At 60.3% G+C, this 18,497-nt stretch carries 15 protein-coding genes; 11 read left to right on the top strand and 4 right to left on the bottom strand.

What is annotated here, in order from left to right:
* The first annotated feature begins 31 nt into the window (after nucleotides 1-31).
* From H6650_04545 to H6650_04575, 7 genes are all read left to right on the top strand, one after another.
* On the top strand, nucleotides 32-1,228 hold the full coding sequence (locus H6650_04545; GenBank protein MCB8951265.1) for a glycosyltransferase family 4 protein: 1,197 nt from the start codon (nucleotides 32-34) through the stop codon (nucleotides 1,226-1,228).
* Nucleotides 1,229-1,232: 4 nt separating this feature from the next.
* Entirely contained in the window at nucleotides 1,233-2,420 is a 1,188-nt protein-coding gene (locus H6650_04550; GenBank protein ID MCB8951266.1) for a glycosyltransferase, read from the top strand.
* Nucleotides 2,411-3,052, top strand: coding sequence for an acyltransferase (locus tag H6650_04555; GenBank protein MCB8951267.1), 642 nt, complete (start codon nucleotides 2,411-2,413; stop codon nucleotides 3,050-3,052). Before H6650_04550 ends, H6650_04555 begins: the two co-directional genes overlap by 10 nt.
* Nucleotides 3,039-3,929 (top strand): sulfotransferase domain-containing protein, encoded by an 891-nt coding sequence (locus H6650_04560; GenBank protein ID MCB8951268.1) that lies wholly within the window; start codon nucleotides 3,039-3,041, stop codon nucleotides 3,927-3,929. Before H6650_04555 ends, H6650_04560 begins: the two co-directional genes overlap by 14 nt.
* A 404-nt stretch (nucleotides 3,930-4,333) precedes the next feature.
* Nucleotides 4,334-5,593, top strand: a complete 1,260-nt coding sequence (locus H6650_04565; protein MCB8951269.1) for a glycosyltransferase family 4 protein — start codon at nucleotides 4,334-4,336, stop codon at nucleotides 5,591-5,593.
* 422 nt (nucleotides 5,594-6,015) lie between these two features.
* Nucleotides 6,016-7,485, top strand: coding sequence for a sugar transferase (locus H6650_04570; protein ID MCB8951270.1), 1,470 nt, complete (start codon nucleotides 6,016-6,018; stop codon nucleotides 7,483-7,485).
* A 24-nt stretch (nucleotides 7,486-7,509) separates the two neighbouring features.
* Nucleotides 7,510-8,640 carry a nucleotidyltransferase family protein gene (locus H6650_04575; protein ID MCB8951271.1) on the top strand — a complete coding sequence of 377 codons (1,131 nt, stop codon included), beginning with the start codon at nucleotides 7,510-7,512 and terminating at the stop codon, nucleotides 8,638-8,640.
* A 20-nt stretch (nucleotides 8,641-8,660) separates the two neighbouring features.
* Here the strand turns inward: H6650_04575 and H6650_04580 are convergent, their stop codons facing one another.
* Nucleotides 8,661-9,146, bottom strand: a complete 486-nt coding sequence (locus H6650_04580) for a tetratricopeptide repeat protein (GenBank protein MCB8951272.1) — start codon at nucleotides 9,144-9,146, stop codon at nucleotides 8,661-8,663.
* Nucleotides 9,147-9,153: 7 nt separating this feature from the next.
* Nucleotides 9,154-11,577 carry a Smr/MutS family protein gene (locus tag H6650_04585; GenBank protein ID MCB8951273.1) on the bottom strand — a complete coding sequence of 808 codons (2,424 nt, stop codon included), beginning with the start codon at nucleotides 11,575-11,577 and terminating at the stop codon, nucleotides 9,154-9,156.
* 435 nt (nucleotides 11,578-12,012) lie between these two features.
* Here H6650_04585 and H6650_04590 point away from each other — a divergent pair, with 435 nt between their 5' ends.
* From H6650_04590 to H6650_04605, 4 genes are all read left to right on the top strand, one after another.
* Nucleotides 12,013-13,206, top strand: coding sequence for an ABC transporter ATP-binding protein (locus H6650_04590; protein MCB8951274.1), 1,194 nt, complete (start codon nucleotides 12,013-12,015; stop codon nucleotides 13,204-13,206).
* Nucleotides 13,207-13,507: 301 nt separating this feature from the next.
* Nucleotides 13,508-14,851 carry an ABC transporter permease gene (locus tag H6650_04595; protein ID MCB8951275.1) on the top strand — a complete coding sequence of 448 codons (1,344 nt, stop codon included), beginning with the start codon at nucleotides 13,508-13,510 and terminating at the stop codon, nucleotides 14,849-14,851.
* A gap of 222 nt (nucleotides 14,852-15,073) precedes the next feature.
* A complete protein-coding gene (locus H6650_04600; protein ID MCB8951276.1) occupies nucleotides 15,074-15,922 on the top strand; it encodes an ABC transporter permease in 849 nt (282 codons plus the stop codon).
* Between the two features lie 237 nt (nucleotides 15,923-16,159).
* Complete coding sequence (locus tag H6650_04605) at nucleotides 16,160-17,317, top strand: spermidine/putrescine ABC transporter substrate-binding protein (GenBank protein ID MCB8951277.1); 1,158 nt, start codon at nucleotides 16,160-16,162, stop codon at nucleotides 17,315-17,317.
* Between the two features lie 115 nt (nucleotides 17,318-17,432).
* Here H6650_04605 and H6650_04610 read toward each other — a convergent pair whose 3' ends face one another.
* Together H6650_04610 and H6650_04615 are read right to left on the bottom strand one after the other, a co-directional pair.
* A complete protein-coding gene (locus H6650_04610; protein ID MCB8951278.1) occupies nucleotides 17,433-17,720 on the bottom strand; it encodes a HigA family addiction module antidote protein in 288 nt (95 codons plus the stop codon).
* Between the two features lie 11 nt (nucleotides 17,721-17,731).
* Complete coding sequence (locus H6650_04615; protein MCB8951279.1) at nucleotides 17,732-18,022, bottom strand: type II toxin-antitoxin system RelE/ParE family toxin; 291 nt, start codon at nucleotides 18,020-18,022, stop codon at nucleotides 17,732-17,734.
* Nucleotides 18,023-18,497: the final 475 nt, after the last annotated feature.

The following is an 18,497-nucleotide window of genomic DNA, read 5'->3' on the forward strand; positions in this document are numbered from 1 at the left end:
GCCATGCCGGCATTGAGGAACAATAAACTCGATGCGCCTGTCTATCATTTTTACCGAATACTTGCATTACCATGTGGCCCGCTGCCAGGCGCTGTGGCAAACGGCCACATCCCAGGGACACCAGGTACACCTCTGGTCTTTGCGCGCCGCCGCACCTGAACTGCCGGCATCGGGGTATCATGAACAGTTGCGCGACAAAGTAAAACTCATTGCACCATCCGCCTCGTTACAGCCCAACAGCCACGAGGCAGCCCGAATGACTTATCGCTGTGCTGATGAGGTTCGTCCCGATGCGATCTTGATTCCGGGGTATGCTACGCGCTATGCGCGGGCGCTGCTGCGCTGGTGTCATCACCACGGCGCGGGGGCCGTTCTCATGAGCGAGAGCCGCGCGGCGGATTTTGCGCGGCAACGCTGGCGTGAGTCGCTCAAGGGGGTGTTGGTGCGCCAGTTTGATGCCGCGCTGGTAGGTGGTCAGCCACATCAACGCTATTTGGAAGGGTTGGGAATGCCGGCACAAGCCATCTTTGACCGATACGATGTGGTAGACAATGCGTACTGGTCCACCCAGACAGACCGCGCCCGTCAGGAAGCCGCCACCTGGCGCGCCCGCCTCGGCTTGACCACTCCCTACTTCATGACCGCCAACCGTTTCGTGGAAAAGAAAAACCTGCGGCGGCTCGTGGGCGCATATGCCCGCTACCGGGCGGCAGTGGCGCAGCCGTGGTCACTGGTGCTGGCGGGGAGCGGTCCGCTGGAGGCGGAGATTCGGCAGGCGGTCGCCGCGCACGGCCTGGAAGACAGCGTCTTGCTGCCTGGCTATTTACCCACGGAACAACTGGTTCCCTACTTCGCCCTGGCGGAAGCGTTTATCCATCCCAGCCATCATGCGGAGCAGTGGGGGCTGGTGGTGAATGAAGCAATGGCGGCGGCGCTGCCTGTGCTGGTGAGCAAAACCGTGGGTTGCGTGGAGGACTTGTTGCTGCCACAGGTTACGGGTTTCACGTTTGATCCATTCAGTGAGGCGGCGATGGCGGATGCGATGATGCTCCTTTCCGCGCTTTCCGCGGCGGAACGGGCGCGCATGGGACGCCGCGGGCGTGAGCACATCAGCGCGTTTTCGCCACAGACTTTTGCCGAGAACGCGCTGGCGGCGGCGGAGATGGCCAGAGCGCGGCAGGCCAACCGCGGCCGACCGGCGGCGTGGCCTTCGTTGTTGTGGTGGTAGAAAAATGCGTGTTTTGAACGTCACATTGGGGTTTTTGCCGGCAATTTCCTGGGGCGGACCCGTCAAAGTGGTACACCAGAACAGCCTGGAACTGCGGCGGCGCGGCGGCGATGCGCGCATCTGCGCCTCCAACCTGCTTGACAAACACCACCACATCGCTCCCGGCAGCTTCCAACGCCAGGTTGACGGCCTGCCCGTCCTCTACCTGGACACGCGCCTGCTCCCCTGGTGGCCGGGGACCACCGGTCCCACCTTTCTCTCGCCGGCGGCGCTGCGCCGCTTGTGGCGCGCCGTGCGTGACGCGGACATCGTCCACATCCACGGCACGCGCAACATGCTCGTGCTGGCGGCGGCCTGGTTTGCCCGCTGGCAGCGCAAACCGCTGGTCGTCCAACCCCACGGCACGCTGCAATACATCGTCGCCTCGCTGCGCCTGAAGCGGCTCTACGATGCCTTGCTGCTGCGCCCGCTGCTGCGCCGCGCCGCCGTGGGCATTGCCCTCACCACCAGCGAAGTGGAGCAAATGGCCGCTGCCGGCATACCGCGCGCGCGCATTCGCCCGCTGGCGAATGGCCTCAATCCCACGCCGCCGTCACCCGCTGCCGTGCGCGCTTTTCGCGCCCGTCTGGGCGTTGCCGATGATGCGTTTCTCATTCTCTTCCTGGGGCGGATTAACCGGAAGAAGGGCGCGGATTTGTTGGTGGAGGCGTTTGCGCGCATGCCGGCGTCCATCCGCGCCCACACCCATCTGATCATTGCCGGACCGGATGATGGCCAACTGGCCGCCGTGCAGGGACTGACCGCCCGCCTTGACCTGGGCCACGCCGTCGGTTTTCCCGGCCTGATCGCCGCCGCCGACGTGCCCGCCGCCCTGGCCGCCGCCGACCTGTTTGTCCTCCCCTGCCGCACCGACACCTTTCCCATGGTCCTGGTAGAAGCGTGCGCCGCCGGTGCGCCCATCCTGGTCACGGCGACCTGCGAGATGGCCCACCTGCTGGATGGCGTCGCTGCCACCGTCGTGCCCGTGGACGTGGACGCCCTGGCGACGGCCATGCAAGAACTGCTGGCGGATGAAACGCGCCGCGCCGCCTATCGGCAGGGCGGGCGGCAGTTGTTGCAAACCACTTTTTCCCTGGCCGCCGTCGGCGGGCGATTGGAAGCCATCTACGCGGAGGCGCGGCAATGGGCATGAGACGCCTGTGGGATGAGGGGCGCGCCGCCCCCTGGAAAGTGGGCAACGAACTGCGCCGCCTGGGGCTGTGGCCGCTGGCCCGCCTCTATTTTGCCGCGCATGGCGTCGCCTGGGGCGCGGATTGGCGCGTCTACGGCCTGCCCCTCATTCAGCGACAGCGCGGCAGCCGCATCACCATTGGCGCGGGGGCGCAAATGCGTAGCTGGCTGTCCGCCAATCCGCTCGGCCCCAACCATCGCGTCATTCTCGCCACCCGCTCCGCCGCCGCCGTTATCGTGGTTGGTTGCCAGGTGGGGCTGACGGGAACCACGCTCTGCGCGGAAACGGGCATCACCATTGGCGACCGCGTGCGTTTTGGCGCGAATTGCACTGTGGTGGATACTGATTTTCACCCGCTGGACGCGGCGGCGCGGCTGGCCCGGCCCACGGCGGGCAAGAGCCGCCCCGTGGTGATTGAGGATGACGTGTTTGTGGGGATGTCGGTGCTGATTTTGAAGGGGAGCCATATTGGTCGAGGCAGTGTCATTGGCGCGGGCAGCGTGGTGGCGGGGATGATTCCGGCGGGAGTGGTGGCTGCCGGCAATCCCGCCGTGGTGGTGCGTCGTTTGGAGGATACGGATGCCCGCGCTTGAACGCCTGGCGCAGCGATATTTGCCGCCACCGCTGGCGCGCGGGGCGAAGCAGGTGGCGGTTTATCCGCGTTATTGGTGGCAGGCGCGGAAATGCCGGCATAGTTATCAACAATTCCATCACCACTACCCGCAACCAATCCTCTTCGTCGCCGGATTGCCCAAGAGTGGCACCACCTGGCTGGAGCGGATGCTCGCCAGTTATCCCGGTTTCCACCCACTCCTCATCCCCGAGGCCGCCGCCTACGAACTGCGGCACGGCGGCAGCGACGACTACGATTTGCCCCCAAACTTCTTTCACCGTTTTCGCCAGATGCTCGTCCTCACCAAAATGCACGTCCATGGCTCCCCACACAACGCGCGTCTGCTGCAAAATGCCGGTCTGAAATACGTCGTCCTCTACCGCGACCTGCGCGACGTGGCCGTCAGCTACACCTTCTACGTGCGCCAGACCCCCTGGCATCCCGACTATCCCCACTATCGGGCGCTGACCGTTGCCGAAGGGCTGGCCCGCTTTGCCCGCGAACGCCTCCCCGCCTACGCCAATTGGGTGCGCTCCTGGCAGGCCAACGGCGATCCCCAATTGTGCCTGTTCATTCGTTACGAGGACATGCTGGTGGACACGCCCGGCGTCATGCGCCAGGTGGCCGACCATTTTGGCCTTGATGCCGGCAACGCAACCATTTCCGCGATTGTCAACCAGCATCAGTTTGCCCGCCTACGGCAACGGGCGGAAACAACCGCGCAAACGGGCTTTTATCGCAAGGGCATTTCCGGCGATTGGCAGAATTGTTTTACACCTGATCTGGTAGCAAACTTCAAGAGTCAGATTGGTGAATTCCTGATAACATTGGGTTACGAGCCTGATCTGTCGTGGTGATATGTTTGTCGAGCCACAGCCAATTGACCGTCATTGTATCTAGCCAGGTGCGACGCACTTCTATGAGGTGCTGCATCATCAAAACGACGCTCATAAGGGCGCATCCGTTAACATAGCAAGGGCTTCGCTGAGGAATTGACGGATGCGCTGAAAGGGTTCTTAGCGGACCCCAAGGAACGGAAATTAAACTAGATGACGAAGTCATTCCCTTACCGCTCCTTCAAGCTGACGATGCAATTCCGTATCGAATTTCATCATCAGTCCCAAGTGGCTGTTCGCAATTAAGTTTGGCGGAATTGCGCGAACAGCTTGTCAGTAACCGTCCGCAAAAAGTGTGAAGTTGTTTTCGGATGGTTACTAAGCGCGTAGCCGTGCTGTTAATCTATGTCTCGTGGAGGTGCCTATTGCGTATCCTGTTGTTGACGCTTTATTTTGCCCCGGACCCCGCCGCCAATGCCGTCATCATGACGGAACTGGCGGAGCAATTGGCCGCGCTCGGTCATGAAGTGACCGTGGTGGCGGCCTTTCCCCACTACGACACCAACCGCATTTGGGACGCTTATCGCGGCAAACTGGTGCAGCGGGAGCAGCATGGTCCGGTTTGCGTATACCGCACCTACCTCTACGTGCCCGGCAACAAAACCAACATCGTGGGGCGATTGCTCAACTATCTCTCGTTTAATCTGCTTTCCGCGCTGGTGGCGGCGTGGCAGCCTCGCCACGATGTGATCCTGGCCCCATCGCCGCCGCTGACGAATGGGATGGGCGCTTTCTTCGTCAGTCGCCTGCGGGGCATTCCTTATGTCTACAACGTGCAGGATATTTACCCGGATATTGCCATTCGTCTGGGGTTGCTCACCAATCCAACCCTGATCCGCCATTTTCGTTGGATGGAGGATTTTGTCTATCGCCATGCGGCGGCGGTGACGGTGCTGTCGGATGGGTTCCGGCGTAATTTGCACCAGAAGGGCGTGCCGGAGACCAAGCTGGCGGTCATCCCGAACTTCATCGACGTGGATTTTGTGCGTCCGGGCGAGAAGGATAATCCGTTTTCGCGGGCGCATGGTTGGCAGGAGCGGTTTGTGGTGATGTATGCCGGCAATATCGGCCTCTCCCAAAACCTGCAAAACGTCCTCGCCGCCGCCGCGCTGCTGCAAAACCATCCCCAGATACACTTCCTCCTTGTCGGCAACGGGGCCGCCAAAGAGTCGCTGCGGCAGCAGGCGCAAGCAATGGCCCTGGATAACGTCACATTCCTTCCTTTTCAGCCGCGCGAGAGTCTGCCCGACCTATACGCCACCGCCGACGTCTCCCTCGTCAGCCTCAGCCGTGACATCGGCAGCGAAAGCGTCCCCTCCAAAGCCTACACCATCATGGCCAGCGGGCGTCCCTTACTGGCCGCCGTCAGCCACGACGCCGAGACACGCCTTCTTGTGCAGCAGGCCAACTGTGGCCTCTGGGTGGACCCCGATGACCCGGCCGCGTTGGCCGCCGCCGTCCTAAACTTGCGCGACCGGCCCGCGCTACGGGCGGAAATGGGCGTGAATGGTCGCCGATATGTCGAACAACACCACGTTCCACACATGGTCGCCCGCCAATATGCCGCCCTCTTGCGGCAATTGGCGCCCCCATCCGCCCTGACCGCGGCGCATCATCATGGATGAAAAAAAGGGATTACGAAGGAGCGGAGTGACTATACAGGTCATCTGCCCAGATTGGACCAATTTGCTCTGGTTGAATCTTATTGATGTCTACAAAATTGGTCCAATCTCTCGGAGACGTGAATAGTTACGGAGCGGAAATCAAATAAGACAACGAAGTTGTCTCCTCACCGTTCCTGCAAACTGACGATACAGTTTCGTATCTTATTTCATCGCCACTCCTTGATTGCGGCCAGCCACTAACCTCAAAGGTCTTCATGAATTTTACAGAAATGGGTGGCTATTTATGACCCCCTTCCCGGAAGTTGTTTTGATGCTAGATGACGGGAATGGTGAGACGCTTTGGGCCTGTGGTCCAGCTTCCGGGAAGGTCTCTTGGACCATGATTGTAACTATACCTACAAGGTGTTTTCGGAGGAGACCCCATGAGTAGCTACTCGAATAGGATTGAGCGAGTCGCGCCGTTGCCGCGGTTGAACCCTCGCTTTCCCCTCAGGTTCTCGGAGCGACGCATTCTGTTGATAGTTGTCGATTTATTAGGTCTGAATGTGGCGTTGCTTCTTGTCCTGTTTGCGTTTACCCAACCGGAAACGCCCATCTTTGCCTGGGCATGGCAACATCAGACGTGGTTCCTCCTGTTAAGCGTTTTTTGGCTGCTGGCGGCTCCGTTGTGGGATGGATACGATCTGGTGCGTGCCGCGTCTCCTAATGACGCTACCTGGAGCGCGGCGGGCGCGGCTTTGGTCGTCAGTGGTTTGTACTGGTTGGTCCTCTTACTGCCGCTGCCGTTGCCGTTGCCGCGGCGTATTTACATCCTGACGCTCCCTCTGCTGTCGGCGTTGGGCATTGGGCTGTGGCGGTTGTTGTATGCCACCCTGTTCACACAGCCCGCTTTCCAGCAAACCGCGCTGGTGATTGGTGCGGGATGCAGCGGGGCGGCATTGGTACGCGCTTTGCGGGAGCCTGATTCGGACCGGCCTTGCGGCGTTGGGTATCGCATTCTCGGCTTCATCGATGACGATGAGGCCAAACAGGGCACGTGCATCGCCGATGTGCCGGTGATCGGCACGCGCCATGACCTGATTTCGCTGCATCGGCAGTATCAACCGGACGAACTGGTGCTGGCAATTTCCGACGTCCACGAGATCCACGCGGAACTGTTCCAGGCGCTGTTGGATTGCCGGGAACAGGGGGCGCAGGTGACGACGATGGCTTCCGTGTATGAGCGATTGACGGGGCGCGTGCCCGTTGAATACGCCGGGGATGACATCCAGGTTGTTCTGCCGGCATCTCCCTCCGCAATCTACCGTCTATACACGCTCCTGAAGCGACTGGTGGATATTGGCGCGGCTGCTGTTGGCTGTCTCTTTCTGCTCCTGCTTATCCCTCCCGTATGGGTCGCCAATCGCCTTACCAATCCCGGCGACCTGTTATACCGGCAGGAGCGCGTAGGGAAGGGCGGCTGCACCTTTCGGGTGATCAAGTTTCGCTCCATGGTGATGGACGCGGAAAAAGAGACGGGAGCCGTGTGGGCAGGGCAAAACGATCCCCGTGTCACCCCCGCCGGGCGTTTCTTGCGCCGCACCCGCCTGGACGAAGTGCCCCAGTTCTGGAACGTCCTCCGTGGTGAGATGAGCCTGATTGGCCCGCGCCCGGAGCGTCCCGTTTTCGTGCGGCAATTGCAGGCGCAAATTCCCTACTATCAGGCACGCCACGCGGTCAAGCCCGGCATCACCGGTTGGGCGCAGGTCAAGTATCGTTATGGCGCATCCGTTGAAGACGCCTTGATGAAAGTGCAATACGATTTGTACTACATCAAGCACCAGGGTGTCCGCCTCGATCTGGCGATTCTGCTGAAGACGGTGCAGGTGACGCTGGGGCTGAAAGGGCGATGATGGCGTTAGCGGGTTGGAGTAGGCATGATGCGCCTTGATGGTGGTCCGTGGCCGGACGTAAACGCGGCGGCGATATTTTTGCGCGGGCTGGTCGCCGGGGAAGCGCCGCCGCTGTCGCCGACGATTGATCGGCAACAACTGGCTGCCTGGGTCGAAGCGCGCGACCTGGGGCCGCTGACGTTTGCCCGTTATGGCGCGTCGGAGCCGGCGCTGGCGGTGCGGCTGCAAGGGGATTATTATCGCGCGGCGGCGGAAAATGAACTGCTGCTCTCCTTGCTGACGGAGGTGCTGCCGGCATTAACGGCGGCAAACATCCCGGTGGTGGTCTTGAAAGGAGCGGCGCTGGCGTCCTCCGTCTACGCGGACCCCGCTTTGCGCCCGATGTCGGATGTGGACCTGTGGGTGCGGGCGGCGGATATGCCGCACGCGGCTGGCGTGATGGGGCAACTGGGGTTTCAGGCGTATTTGAACCAGCAGCGCCCGCTGGCGTGGCAAATGTTGAATCGGGGCGAAATTCAGTTTTTACGCCCAGGCTGGCAGAATGGTCTGGTAGAATTACACTGGTCCCCATTTGAAGGGGATTGGCTGCGCCGGACGGCGGCGGTTGACGACGAGGGGGTGTGGGCGCGGCGGCAGCTATTGTCGGTGGGCGGGCAGGCGACGAGTCAATTGTCCGGTGAAGACATGGCGCTGCATCTGGCGCTGCATCTGGCGCTGGGGCCGAAATTTGGGCGTCCGGCGCTGCGTGCGCTGGTGGATTTGGGGATGTTGGCGCGACGGGGGGTGGATTGGTCGCTGGTTTGGCAACGCGCGCGTGCGTGGCGGGTGGAGACGGTTCTCTGGCTGGTGCTGCGGCTGGCGCGGGCGTTGGTGGGCGTGCCGGATGAGGAATTGGGGCGACAGGGGGGGGGAGAATGCCGGCATCGCTGGCTGCAAACCACCGTCTCACCCCAATCCGTCCTGGCCGGGCAAGAACTGCGCGGCCAATGGCGCGGTTACTGGCTCCTCTTCGGACTGGTGGACCGCCCCCAGGACCGGGCGCGCCTGTTCTGGCGCACCCTGTGGCCGGAGCGCCCCTGGCTGGACGCCCGCTATGGCCCACGCGCCAGCCGACTGCGCCACTTTTGGCAAGCGGTTCGCTTCGGGGAACTGTAAATGGCTATTCTGTGGCCGGCTCAGTTCATTTTGCCCAGCAGCCGATACTTGATGGCCGCGGCGCTGAGGTACATCGGGTCAATTTGTAGCGCCTGGTTGTAGCAAGTCAGAGCTGCCTCGTATTTGCCCAGGGCCTCATGGACGCGCCCCAGGTTGAAGTGCGCATACTGGGGAGAATCATAACGGGGGGCGGTGATGGCGTTTTGCAGCCAGGGGATGGCCTCTTCCGGTTGACCCAGTTCGATCAAATAAGCGCCAATATCGTTGTAGGGATTGCCATAGGTTGGATCGACGGTGATGGCTTCTTTGCAGGCGGCGATGGCCTCCTCGTACCGGTGCAACAGGCTGTAGGTCCAGCCGAGGAAGGTATACGCTTTCGCCGTGGGGAAAAGAGCGATGGAGCGTTTGTAAAGGATGATGGCGTCGGCGTATTCGCGCCGCATCTGGTGGCGATGGGCGTGCTCGAAGAGGGCCAGGGCCTGACTGTGTTGGATGTCGTCCGTCATGCCGGCATCACTCCCCCTTCAACTTCACCATCGTCACCCCCGCGCCGCCTTCCCCATCTTTTCCCTCTTCCCAGGCCACCACATGCGCACTCTTTTGCAGCAGCTTGCGCACCGCCAGCCCCAGCCGCCCCGTTCCCTTCCCGTGAATGATGCGCACCCAGGGCAGATTCGCCAGGAATGCCTGATCCAGATACTGCTCCACATTTTTCAAGCCTTCTTCCACCCGCTGCCCGCGCAGATCAAGCTCCATCCCCGGCGAGGCGGCGCTGTGGACGCGCACACCGCCGGCGGAGGGAGCGGGCGCTTCCGGCTCAGGCCGCTCCTTAAACGCCAGGTCCGCCAAATCCGCCCGCATCGTCAGACGCCCCACGGCGACTTCCACGTTGGCGCCATCCACGGACATGATCGTGCCCTCTACGTTCAACGTTTTCACATGGACCTTATCCCCCGCCTGCAATGCCTGGCGACGGCGGCGCGGCGCGCGTTTTTGCTCCGCCGCGGCCGCCTCCTCCTGTTCTTCGGCGAGTGCTTTTGTCTCCTGCGACGCTTTCTTCAGGGCGTTGAGGGACTGAGCGTCGCGCACTTTCTTGCGTACCTGGCGGATTTCCTCTTGCAGGGCCGCCAACTCCGCCTGCGCCTCCGCGCGTGCCTCCGCCAGCACTTGCAAGCGTTCACGCTCAATCTGGGCCAGTCTTTCTTCTAACGCCTCTTGCTGCATTTCCGCCTGGCGTAAGGCGAGGCGCGTGCCCGCCTCCTGAGCCACAATTTTGTCGCGCATTTCGTAGATGGAATCGAGCATCGCTTCCGCCTGGGAGTTGCCCGTGCCCAGCAGGCGCATGGCTTCGTCCAGGATGGATTCGTCCAGCCCCAGGCGGCGGGCAATGACGAGGGCGTTGGAGCGTCCGGGCAGGCCGATGCTCATTTCGTAGGTGGGCGAAAGGGTCTCTACGTCAAACAGGAGGGAAGCGTTGGTGGCGCCGCGCGTCTGCGAGGCGTACAGCTTCAGTTCCGGGTAATGGGTGGCAATGAAGGTGGTGGCGCCTTTGTCGCGCAGGTAGTTGACGATGGATTGGGCCAGGGCCGCGCCTTCGGCGGGGTCGGTGCCGGAGCCGAGTTCGTCCAGCAGCACCAGGGAGCGGTCGTCCACTTCCTTGAGGATGCGGCTGACGTTGGTGATGTGCCCGGAGAAGGTGGAGAGGCTTTGCTCAATGGATTGTTCGTCGCCAATGTCGGCGAATACGTTGTCAAATACCGTGAGGCGCGCTTCATTTGCCGGCACATGCAGTCCCGACTGCGCCATCAACGTCATCAAGCCCATCGTCTTCAGGCTCACCGTCTTGCCGCCCGTGTTTGGTCCCGTGATCAGCACCAGGAACACATCCTCATGCAGCAGCAGGTCCGTGGGCACAACGGTTGCCGAGTCGAGCAGCGGATGGCGCGCGGCGCGAATCCAGATGGTGGAGCCGGGGTGTGGGTTGCGCGGTGGCGGTGTCCACTTCTCCCGCTCGTTGGCGTGCTTCGGGGGGCGTGGTTCGGGGAAGGTGCGCCAATCGACGAAGATAGGTTCCACCGCGTTGGTCTCCGAGGCCAGGCGGGCACGGGCAAAGATCAGGTCCAGTTCCGCCATGCGCTCCACAATGCGTTGCAGGGCATCGCCGTGCTTGGCCACCAGGCGGGACAACTCCGCCAAGATGCGGGCAATCTCTTGCTCTTCCTGAATCTGCAGGCTGCGGTATTCGTTGTTTAACTCTACCGTACCCAGCGGTTCGATCCACAAGGTGGCCCCGCTGCCGCTCTGGTCGTGGATGATGCCCTTGACGCGACCGCGGGCGTCGGCGCGCAGAGGGACCACGTACCGCCCGCTGCGCATCGTGATAATCGGCTCTTGTAGGTACTGGCCGTCGCTGCTGTTGAGGAGGCGCTGCAACCGATCCTGAATGCGCCCGTGGGCGGCGCGCAGTTCGCGGCGCAGGGTGGCGAGTTTGGGGCTGGCGCTGTCTAGCACTTCTCCCTTTTCGTCGAGGGTGGCGCTGATGGCCAGCACCAGGCCGGGGCATTCCTCGATGAGTTCGGCGATCTGGGCGAGGAAGGGGTTGGTTTCTGCGGTGCGCAGCAGTTGGCGGCGCAGGGTGCGGGAAGCGATGAGGGTATTTTGGATTTCCAGGAAGTCTTCGGGGAGGAGGGTGAAGCCGCGTTGGGCGTTGCTGGCGGCGCGGCGCACGTCGCGGCAGCCGCCGATGCTGATGTCGCGCTGGCTATCGAATAGCTGCACGGCTTCGCGGGTTTCTGCCTGCCACTGCTCCGCCTCCCGTTTGTCGTCGGTGGGGGTGATGTTGAGGGCCAGGTCGATGCCGGCACTAAAACTGGCATAACCCGCCAGACGCTGCCGCACCTTATCAAATTCCAGCGTATGAAGTGATTTTGTGTCCATGTTGCGCGTGATGATTCCAGGTCAGGGGTGCATTGTCACCTGGGGCAAGTATATCTGAAATCGCGCGAAGCGGCAGCGGGTCGGCGGTCCGGCTCGTTGCCGATTACAGAGGGCGGAGATCAGGACTGACCCTGAATTAAGCACGGAATTGCATCGTCAGTTTGCAGGAACGGTAAGGAAACAACGTCGTTGTCCTATTTGATTTCCGTTCCTAAGTGGCTGTTCGCAATTAAGCTAGTGGAATTGTGCGAACAGCTTGTCAGTAACCGTCCGATGAAAACGTGAAGTTATTTTCGGACGGTTACTATGAGCCGCCGGTCACGTACAATTGGTTAGCCGCCGTGGAGTAAACCCCGCTCTGGACATGCAATTTCTTTGCATTAGCGGGGACACGTGTAAAATTACGCATTCCTGGATAATGAGGAAAGGATGTTGATGAGCGGACGGCGAATTGCGGTTGAATTGCAAAATGTGTCCAAGCAGTTTGGGGACGTGCTGGCGGTGGATCATGTGTCGCTGCAAATAGCGGATGGCACGTTTTTTTCGCTGTTGGGTCCGAGCGGCTGCGGCAAGACGACGACGCTGCGCATGATTGCCGGTTTCGAGCAACCAACGCAGGGTGAGATATTGATTCAGGGGCAGGCTGTTGCCGGCATTCCCGCCTACCGCCGCCCCGTGAACACCGTCTTCCAAAATTACGCCCTCTTTCCGCACATGACCGTGGCCGCGAATATCGCCTTCGGCCTGGAAATGTCCCGCACCCCTCGCGCCGAAATCACGCGGCGCGTCGGCGAAGCCCTGGAGCTGGTGCGGCTGCCCAACCTGGGCGACCGCAAGCCCACCCAGCTCTCCGGTGGGCAGCAGCAGCGTGTGGCCCTGGCCCGCGCCCTCGTCAATCGCCCCAAAGTGCTGCTGCTGGACGAGCCGCTGGGTGCGCTGGACCTGAAACTACGCAAGGCGATGCAGTTGGAACTGAAGCACATTCAGGAAGAGGTGGGCATCACTTTTATCTATGTCACCCATGACCAGGAAGAAGCCCTGACCATGTCCGACGCCATCGCCGTGATGAGTGATGGCGTGGTACGGCAGGTGGGTGCGCCGCGCGACATTTACGAGCGGCCCGCCAACCGTTTTGTGGCCGACTTCATTGGCGAGACCAACTTCCTTGAAGGTGAAATTGTGGCCGGAGGGGAAAAAGCGGTGGTGCGAGTGGGCGGCGCGCTGGTGCGGGGGGTGGCCGAAGGGCGGACTACGCGCCGCGATCAGCCTGTGACGGTGGCGATTCGCCCGGAGAAGATTAACTTGTATCCGCCGGGGATGGTGTCCGTGCAAGACGAGTTTTTTGACGCGGAGCAAGTGGCGCGCATGTTTGACGGCGAGGTTCCTACCGGCTCGTTTGACATGCGCCAATATCTGGCGGTGGAAGATGAAACGGTCGTGTTGGATGGCCGCGTGGAAGAAGCGATTTATATCGGCACGGATACGCGCTATCGGGTTGCTCTGGGCGAAAATGGGCATTTGTTTGTGCGCATGCAGAACTATGGCAACCGGTATGACACGCAGTTCAATGTAGGTGATAATGTGTTGATTCACTGGGCCGTGGAGAACGCCCAAATTTTGACTGAATAGGGAAAAGTGGAAAATACGGGCGGCGCATGACCGCGGAAGCGGGCGGGCGCATGGCCAATTGAGCCACTTTTACGAAATTGTGATCTCAAGACGGGTGGCGGCGGGTAGGACCCGACGCCCGCCGGTCATGGGGTCATATTTTTTTTGTGTGTTGACGCAGAATGCTTTTAACTGGAACAGGTTTGCGTATGATGTGGCGGGATAAATGCCGGCACGAAAAGAATCTGTGGACAGGCTCGCCGCCGGCGTGGGCGCGGACTGCGTTGATAACCGCCTGGTTCGGCAGGATTTTGGGTGTCCCATGCAAAATGCGCAACCGTTTCCCCGCTCATCACTTCGGCTGAGTACCCTCAACCCTCTCTGGCGCGCCGCCCTCCTCCTCTCCGGGGGGCAGTTCCTCCTCTGGGCGGCGTTGTTTTTCCGTTGGCTCACATTCTCCGCATTTAATTGGACGCCGCTGCCCGTGGAATTGGCGTTGGCGGCGTGGCCGCCCCTGGTCGCCTACCTTGTTTATGGGCTGCTGGGCGTGACTGACCTGCTCGTAGGGATCGGGTTGTGGCGTGGCTGGCGTGGCGCGGTTTGGTCAGGTGTGGCGCGGAATGTGGTTGTTGCCGGCATTTCCATCGCCTTTTTCCTCTTGACGCGGGAATTCTTTAGCGCCTGCCTGCTGCTGGCGCTGGCGGTTTTGGGCTTGCTGCTGTTGCGGCGGCAAACGGCCTGGACACTGGCCTTCCCCGCCGCCTTCTGGTTGGGTTTGTTTTTCCTCGTCCCTCTCGTGATCGTCTTCGTCGTCAGCCTGGGGGAGCGGGCGCGTCTGGGCACGGTCACCTATCCCCCGCTGAGTCTGAAAAACCTGGGGGTCTACTTTGACGACTACGTGCGATTTTTCAGCCGCATCAACGGAGATTTCATCTACCTCCGCATCTTCTGGCGCTCTCTCTGGGTGGCCGCGCTGAACACGCTCATTTGCTTGCTGTTGGGCTTCCCCTTCGCCTACTGGATTGCGCGGCAACCATCGCGGCTGCGCGGGGCGCTGATCTTCCTGGTGATGATTCCGTTCTGGACGAACTTCCTGGTGCGCACCTACGCCTGGATGCTGATTCTGCGCGATTCTGGCCTGATCAACAATATCTGGTCTATTACGCTGCATGAGCAGGCAGCGATGCTGGCGGGAAGCAGCCGTTTCTTTGCCTGGCTGGCGGAAGTGACCTCACATAAGCTCCCGTTGTTGTTTAATTTGCCGGCAGTTATGCTGGGTCTTTGCTACGGTTATCTCCCCTTCATGATCCTGCCCCTCTACAGCAACCTGGAGAAAATGGACTGGTCGTTGCTGGAGGCGGCGGCGGATTTGGGTGCGGGCAAATGGCGCAGCCTCATCCGCATCCTGCTGCCGCTCACCCGTCCGGGCATCGTTGCCGGGGCGATCATCGTCTTCATTCCCTCCCTGGGGGCCTACGTCACCCCCGACCTGATGGGTGGGGCGCGCGTTTCCCTGGTGGGCAATCTGCTGCAACAACAGTTCATGACTGTGCGTGACTGGCCGTTTGGCTCCGCCATCAGCTTCATTCTCATGGCGATTATGTTGGCGGCGGCGATCCTTTACTTCCGCGTGGGCGAAGGGCAAGGAGCGAGAGGCGAGGAGTGAGGGGCGATTCGCCTACAACCCAACGTCGAATGAAAGATGACAAAAGTCTTGGCCGGGCGTATCGATGTCAAAGTTGGTTTGAGACTTTTGTCGTCTATTCGTAGCTGCTAAGCCCGATTGGACCAATTTTCTCTGGTGAAATTGGCCCAATCTCCAGAGAGCGTTAGTAGTTATGTCTATTCTCAGGACGCTTTTGTAGTCTGTTTTCAGGACAGGTGACCGATGACGACGATAACGCAATCCAAGATGGAAACGTTTCCGAAGATTGAAGCGCGTTCGCGGCGGTTTTGGCGACCGCTGCTGCCGGCATTTTCCCAACGCACCCTCACCTGGTATGCCATTGCCATCTTCCTCTTCCTCTACCTGCCCATCTTCATCCTCGTCATCTACTCCTTCAACGCCAATAAAGTCGTCGGCGTGTGGCAGGGATTCAGCCTGCGCTGGTATCAGGAACTGTTCCAGGATGCGGCCATCGGCAGCGCCTTGCGCGTCAGCTTGTGGGTGGGCTTCTGGTCTACCTTGATCAGCGTCATCCTGGGTACATTGGCTGCTATCGTGCTGGAGCGTTACGAATTTGCCGGCAAACTTCCCTACGACGCCGTCCTCTACCTTCCCATCATCATCCCCGACATCGTCATGGCCCTCTCCGCCCTCCTCTTCTTCGTCCTCGTCGCCGTCCCCCTCAGCCGCTACACCGTCCTCATCACCCACGTCGCCTTCAACATCTCCTTCGTGGCCGTCGTCGTGCGCGCGCGGCTGCACGGCATGGACCGGCGGCTGGAAGAAGCCGCCGCCGACCTGGGCGCGGACGAATGGACCACCTTCCGCCGCATCACGCTGCCGCTGCTTATGCCGGGGATCGTCTCCGCCGCGCTGCTGGCCTTCACCATGTCGCTGGACGACTTCGTGATCACCTTCTTCGTCTCCGGACCGGGGTCCACCACCCTGCCCGTGCGCGTCTACTCCATGATCAAATTCGGCGTTACCCCGGAAGTGAACGCCATCTCTTCCCTCATGCTGGCCGGTTCCACGCTGCTCGTCGTCATTTCTCTCCTCCTCCAGCGGCGCTAGGCGCATAGGCACACGCATGATACAGATAACGAGCGATGCTTCTCGATGAGCATCCAGAATGTAGTTCTCCGCAAGATTGGTTCATTCTTCGTAACTACTAACGCTCTCTGGAGATTGGACCAATTTCACCAGAGAAAATTGGTCCAATCTGAAACGTAACCCCGAAAGGTCTCCCAGACTTCTAGGGCTTGGTAAGTGGGAATCTCACCCAATATGGCATTTTCGAAGGAGAAAACGATGAAAAACTGGATTTTGGGATTGGCCCTGGTGATGGGCCTGTTCTTGTTGGCGGGGTGTGGCGGTGGCCCGGCGGGCGGCCCGTCCGCGGATTCCACCGCCGGAGACGCCAACGCCGCGCAAACGGGCGGCGACGAGACCGCCCTGGCGCCGGAGTTGAGCGTGTACAACTGGTCCGACTACATTGACGAGCAAATCCTGGCGGATTATGAGGACCAGTACGGCGTGAAGATCATTTACGACACGTATGCGTCCAATGAAGACTTGCTGGCGAAGCTGCAAGCGGGGGCGACGGGGTACGACGTTATTTTCCCCTCCGACTACATGGTGTCGCAAATGATTGAATTGGGGCTGCTGGCGGCGATCAACACAGCGGACATCCCCAATTTCGTCAACATCGGCGCGGATTTCCGGGATGCGCCTTTTGATCCGGGGAACAAGTATTGCGTGCCGTATCAGTGGGGGACGACGGGGATTGCGTATCGTGCCGGCATTTCCCCCTTCGACGAACACGCACCAGACAGTTGGGCGTACCTGTTCGACCCCGCCCTGCTGCAAGCATACAGCGGCGGCGGCATCAACGTCCTCAACGACCAGCGCGAACTCCTGGGCGCGGCCCTCTTCTACCTCGGCTACTCCCCCAACACGCAGAGCCAGGACGAACTTATCCAGGCGCGCGACCTCATCCTGCAAGCCAAGCCCTTCTGGAAAACGTTCAACGGCGAAGATTACGACGACACTCTCATGGTCCCCGATGAAGTCGTCCTCTCCCACGCCTGGAGCGGCGACGCCGCCAGCGCCTACTGGAACACCTACGACGAAGCTACCGAAGACGGCAACTGGCGCTACATCGTCCCCAAAGAGGGAGCGGTCAAGTACCTGGACAACATCTGCATCCCCGCCTCCAGCCAGCGTTACCAGACCGCGCTGCACTTCATCAACTACCTGCTAGAGCCGGAAGTCGGCGCGGCCATCACCAACTTCACCTACTACGCCAGCCCCAACACCGCCGCCGCCCCCTTCATTTCCCCCGACATCCTCGCAGACCCCAGCATCTACCCCCCCGCCGACGTGCAGGCCAAACTGCAATTCCTGCAAGACGTCGGCGACGCCGTCTTCACCTACGACGAAATGTGGACGGCCATCAAAGGGCAGTAGGAGCGGACTGACGTCTCTGCCGGCAAATAGAATCCTCAAAATCAGCCCCATTTGGGGGGAGCTAACCTTTTTCCACCAGCCTCACCCAGGGCTGCGCCGCCGCATTGACGCCGTGTTAGGCTGCCAACGCCAACGGCTGAATAGTCTGTTTGGGCCTGTTCTTTGCCAAATCGTAGTTACTCTGCAAATTGAGCCAAAACTGCGGCGTTGTGCCAAAAGCGCCAGCCAGTAACCAGGCCGTTTCAGGCGTGACACCTCGCTTGCCACGAATTAGCTCATTGATCCTTTGTGTGGGAACTCCCAAGTGTCTGGCTAAAGCCACTTGGGTAAGACCCAGCGGGATTAAAAACTCTTCTTCAAGTACAACCCCTGGATGCGTAGGAATGCGGTTCTCTGGAATCATTTCATCCACCTTCAGTGATAATCTATCATCTGAACTTCATAAGCGTTTCCATTCTCCCAACGGAAAACGATTTGCCATTGTCTGTTAATCCGAATGCTATGGAAGCCTGCCCAATCACCGCCAAGAGCCTCAAGACGATTACCGGGTGGGGAACTCAAATCCATCAAGTTCTGGGCTGTGTTGAGTACATCTAATCTGACTAAAGCGCGATGCAAAATATCATGAGGAAATCGGCGAACTCGACTGGTTCGGCGTCCATGATACAAATCGGCTGTAGCTTCATCAGCGAAAGCGACAATCATGCCGAAGATTATACACCTTCACGGATACCGTGTAAACATCTTCTTGATTGTTCGGAGAACAGGATCGGTTCGCAGTCCTAACGTCTTGGTTCAACGTTTGCTTGAGCGGCGGGCGGGTTGAGAGGCTGCTCTTGGATTCACTAAAACCTTGAAAAAGCCCCGATCTCGCCCGTTCGCTATAGGGTAGGCAAGCGGCGAGCAGCATGACCTGCTTTTCCGCAAGCCCCCCTCCGAACCGTGCTTGAACCTTTCAATTCACACGGCTCTCCAGAAAATCATGTCGGCGACACTGCCGATTGTATCATCGTCATTGTGATTAACGCCTATCCAGACCGATCACGCAAATCCAGATACGATTTCCCTGCAACCCTTCGCCATGTAATCGGCTTTCCCGACCTCGGACTACTACGGTTGCTCTGTGACCGTATGCCTCTCGGCACGTAGGCCATCCCGTGTTCCGTGCGTTGTGAGCTGT

The organism is Ardenticatenales bacterium (assembly GCA_020634515.1).
Lineage (GTDB): Bacteria > Chloroflexota > Anaerolineae > Promineifilales > Promineifilaceae > JAGVTM01.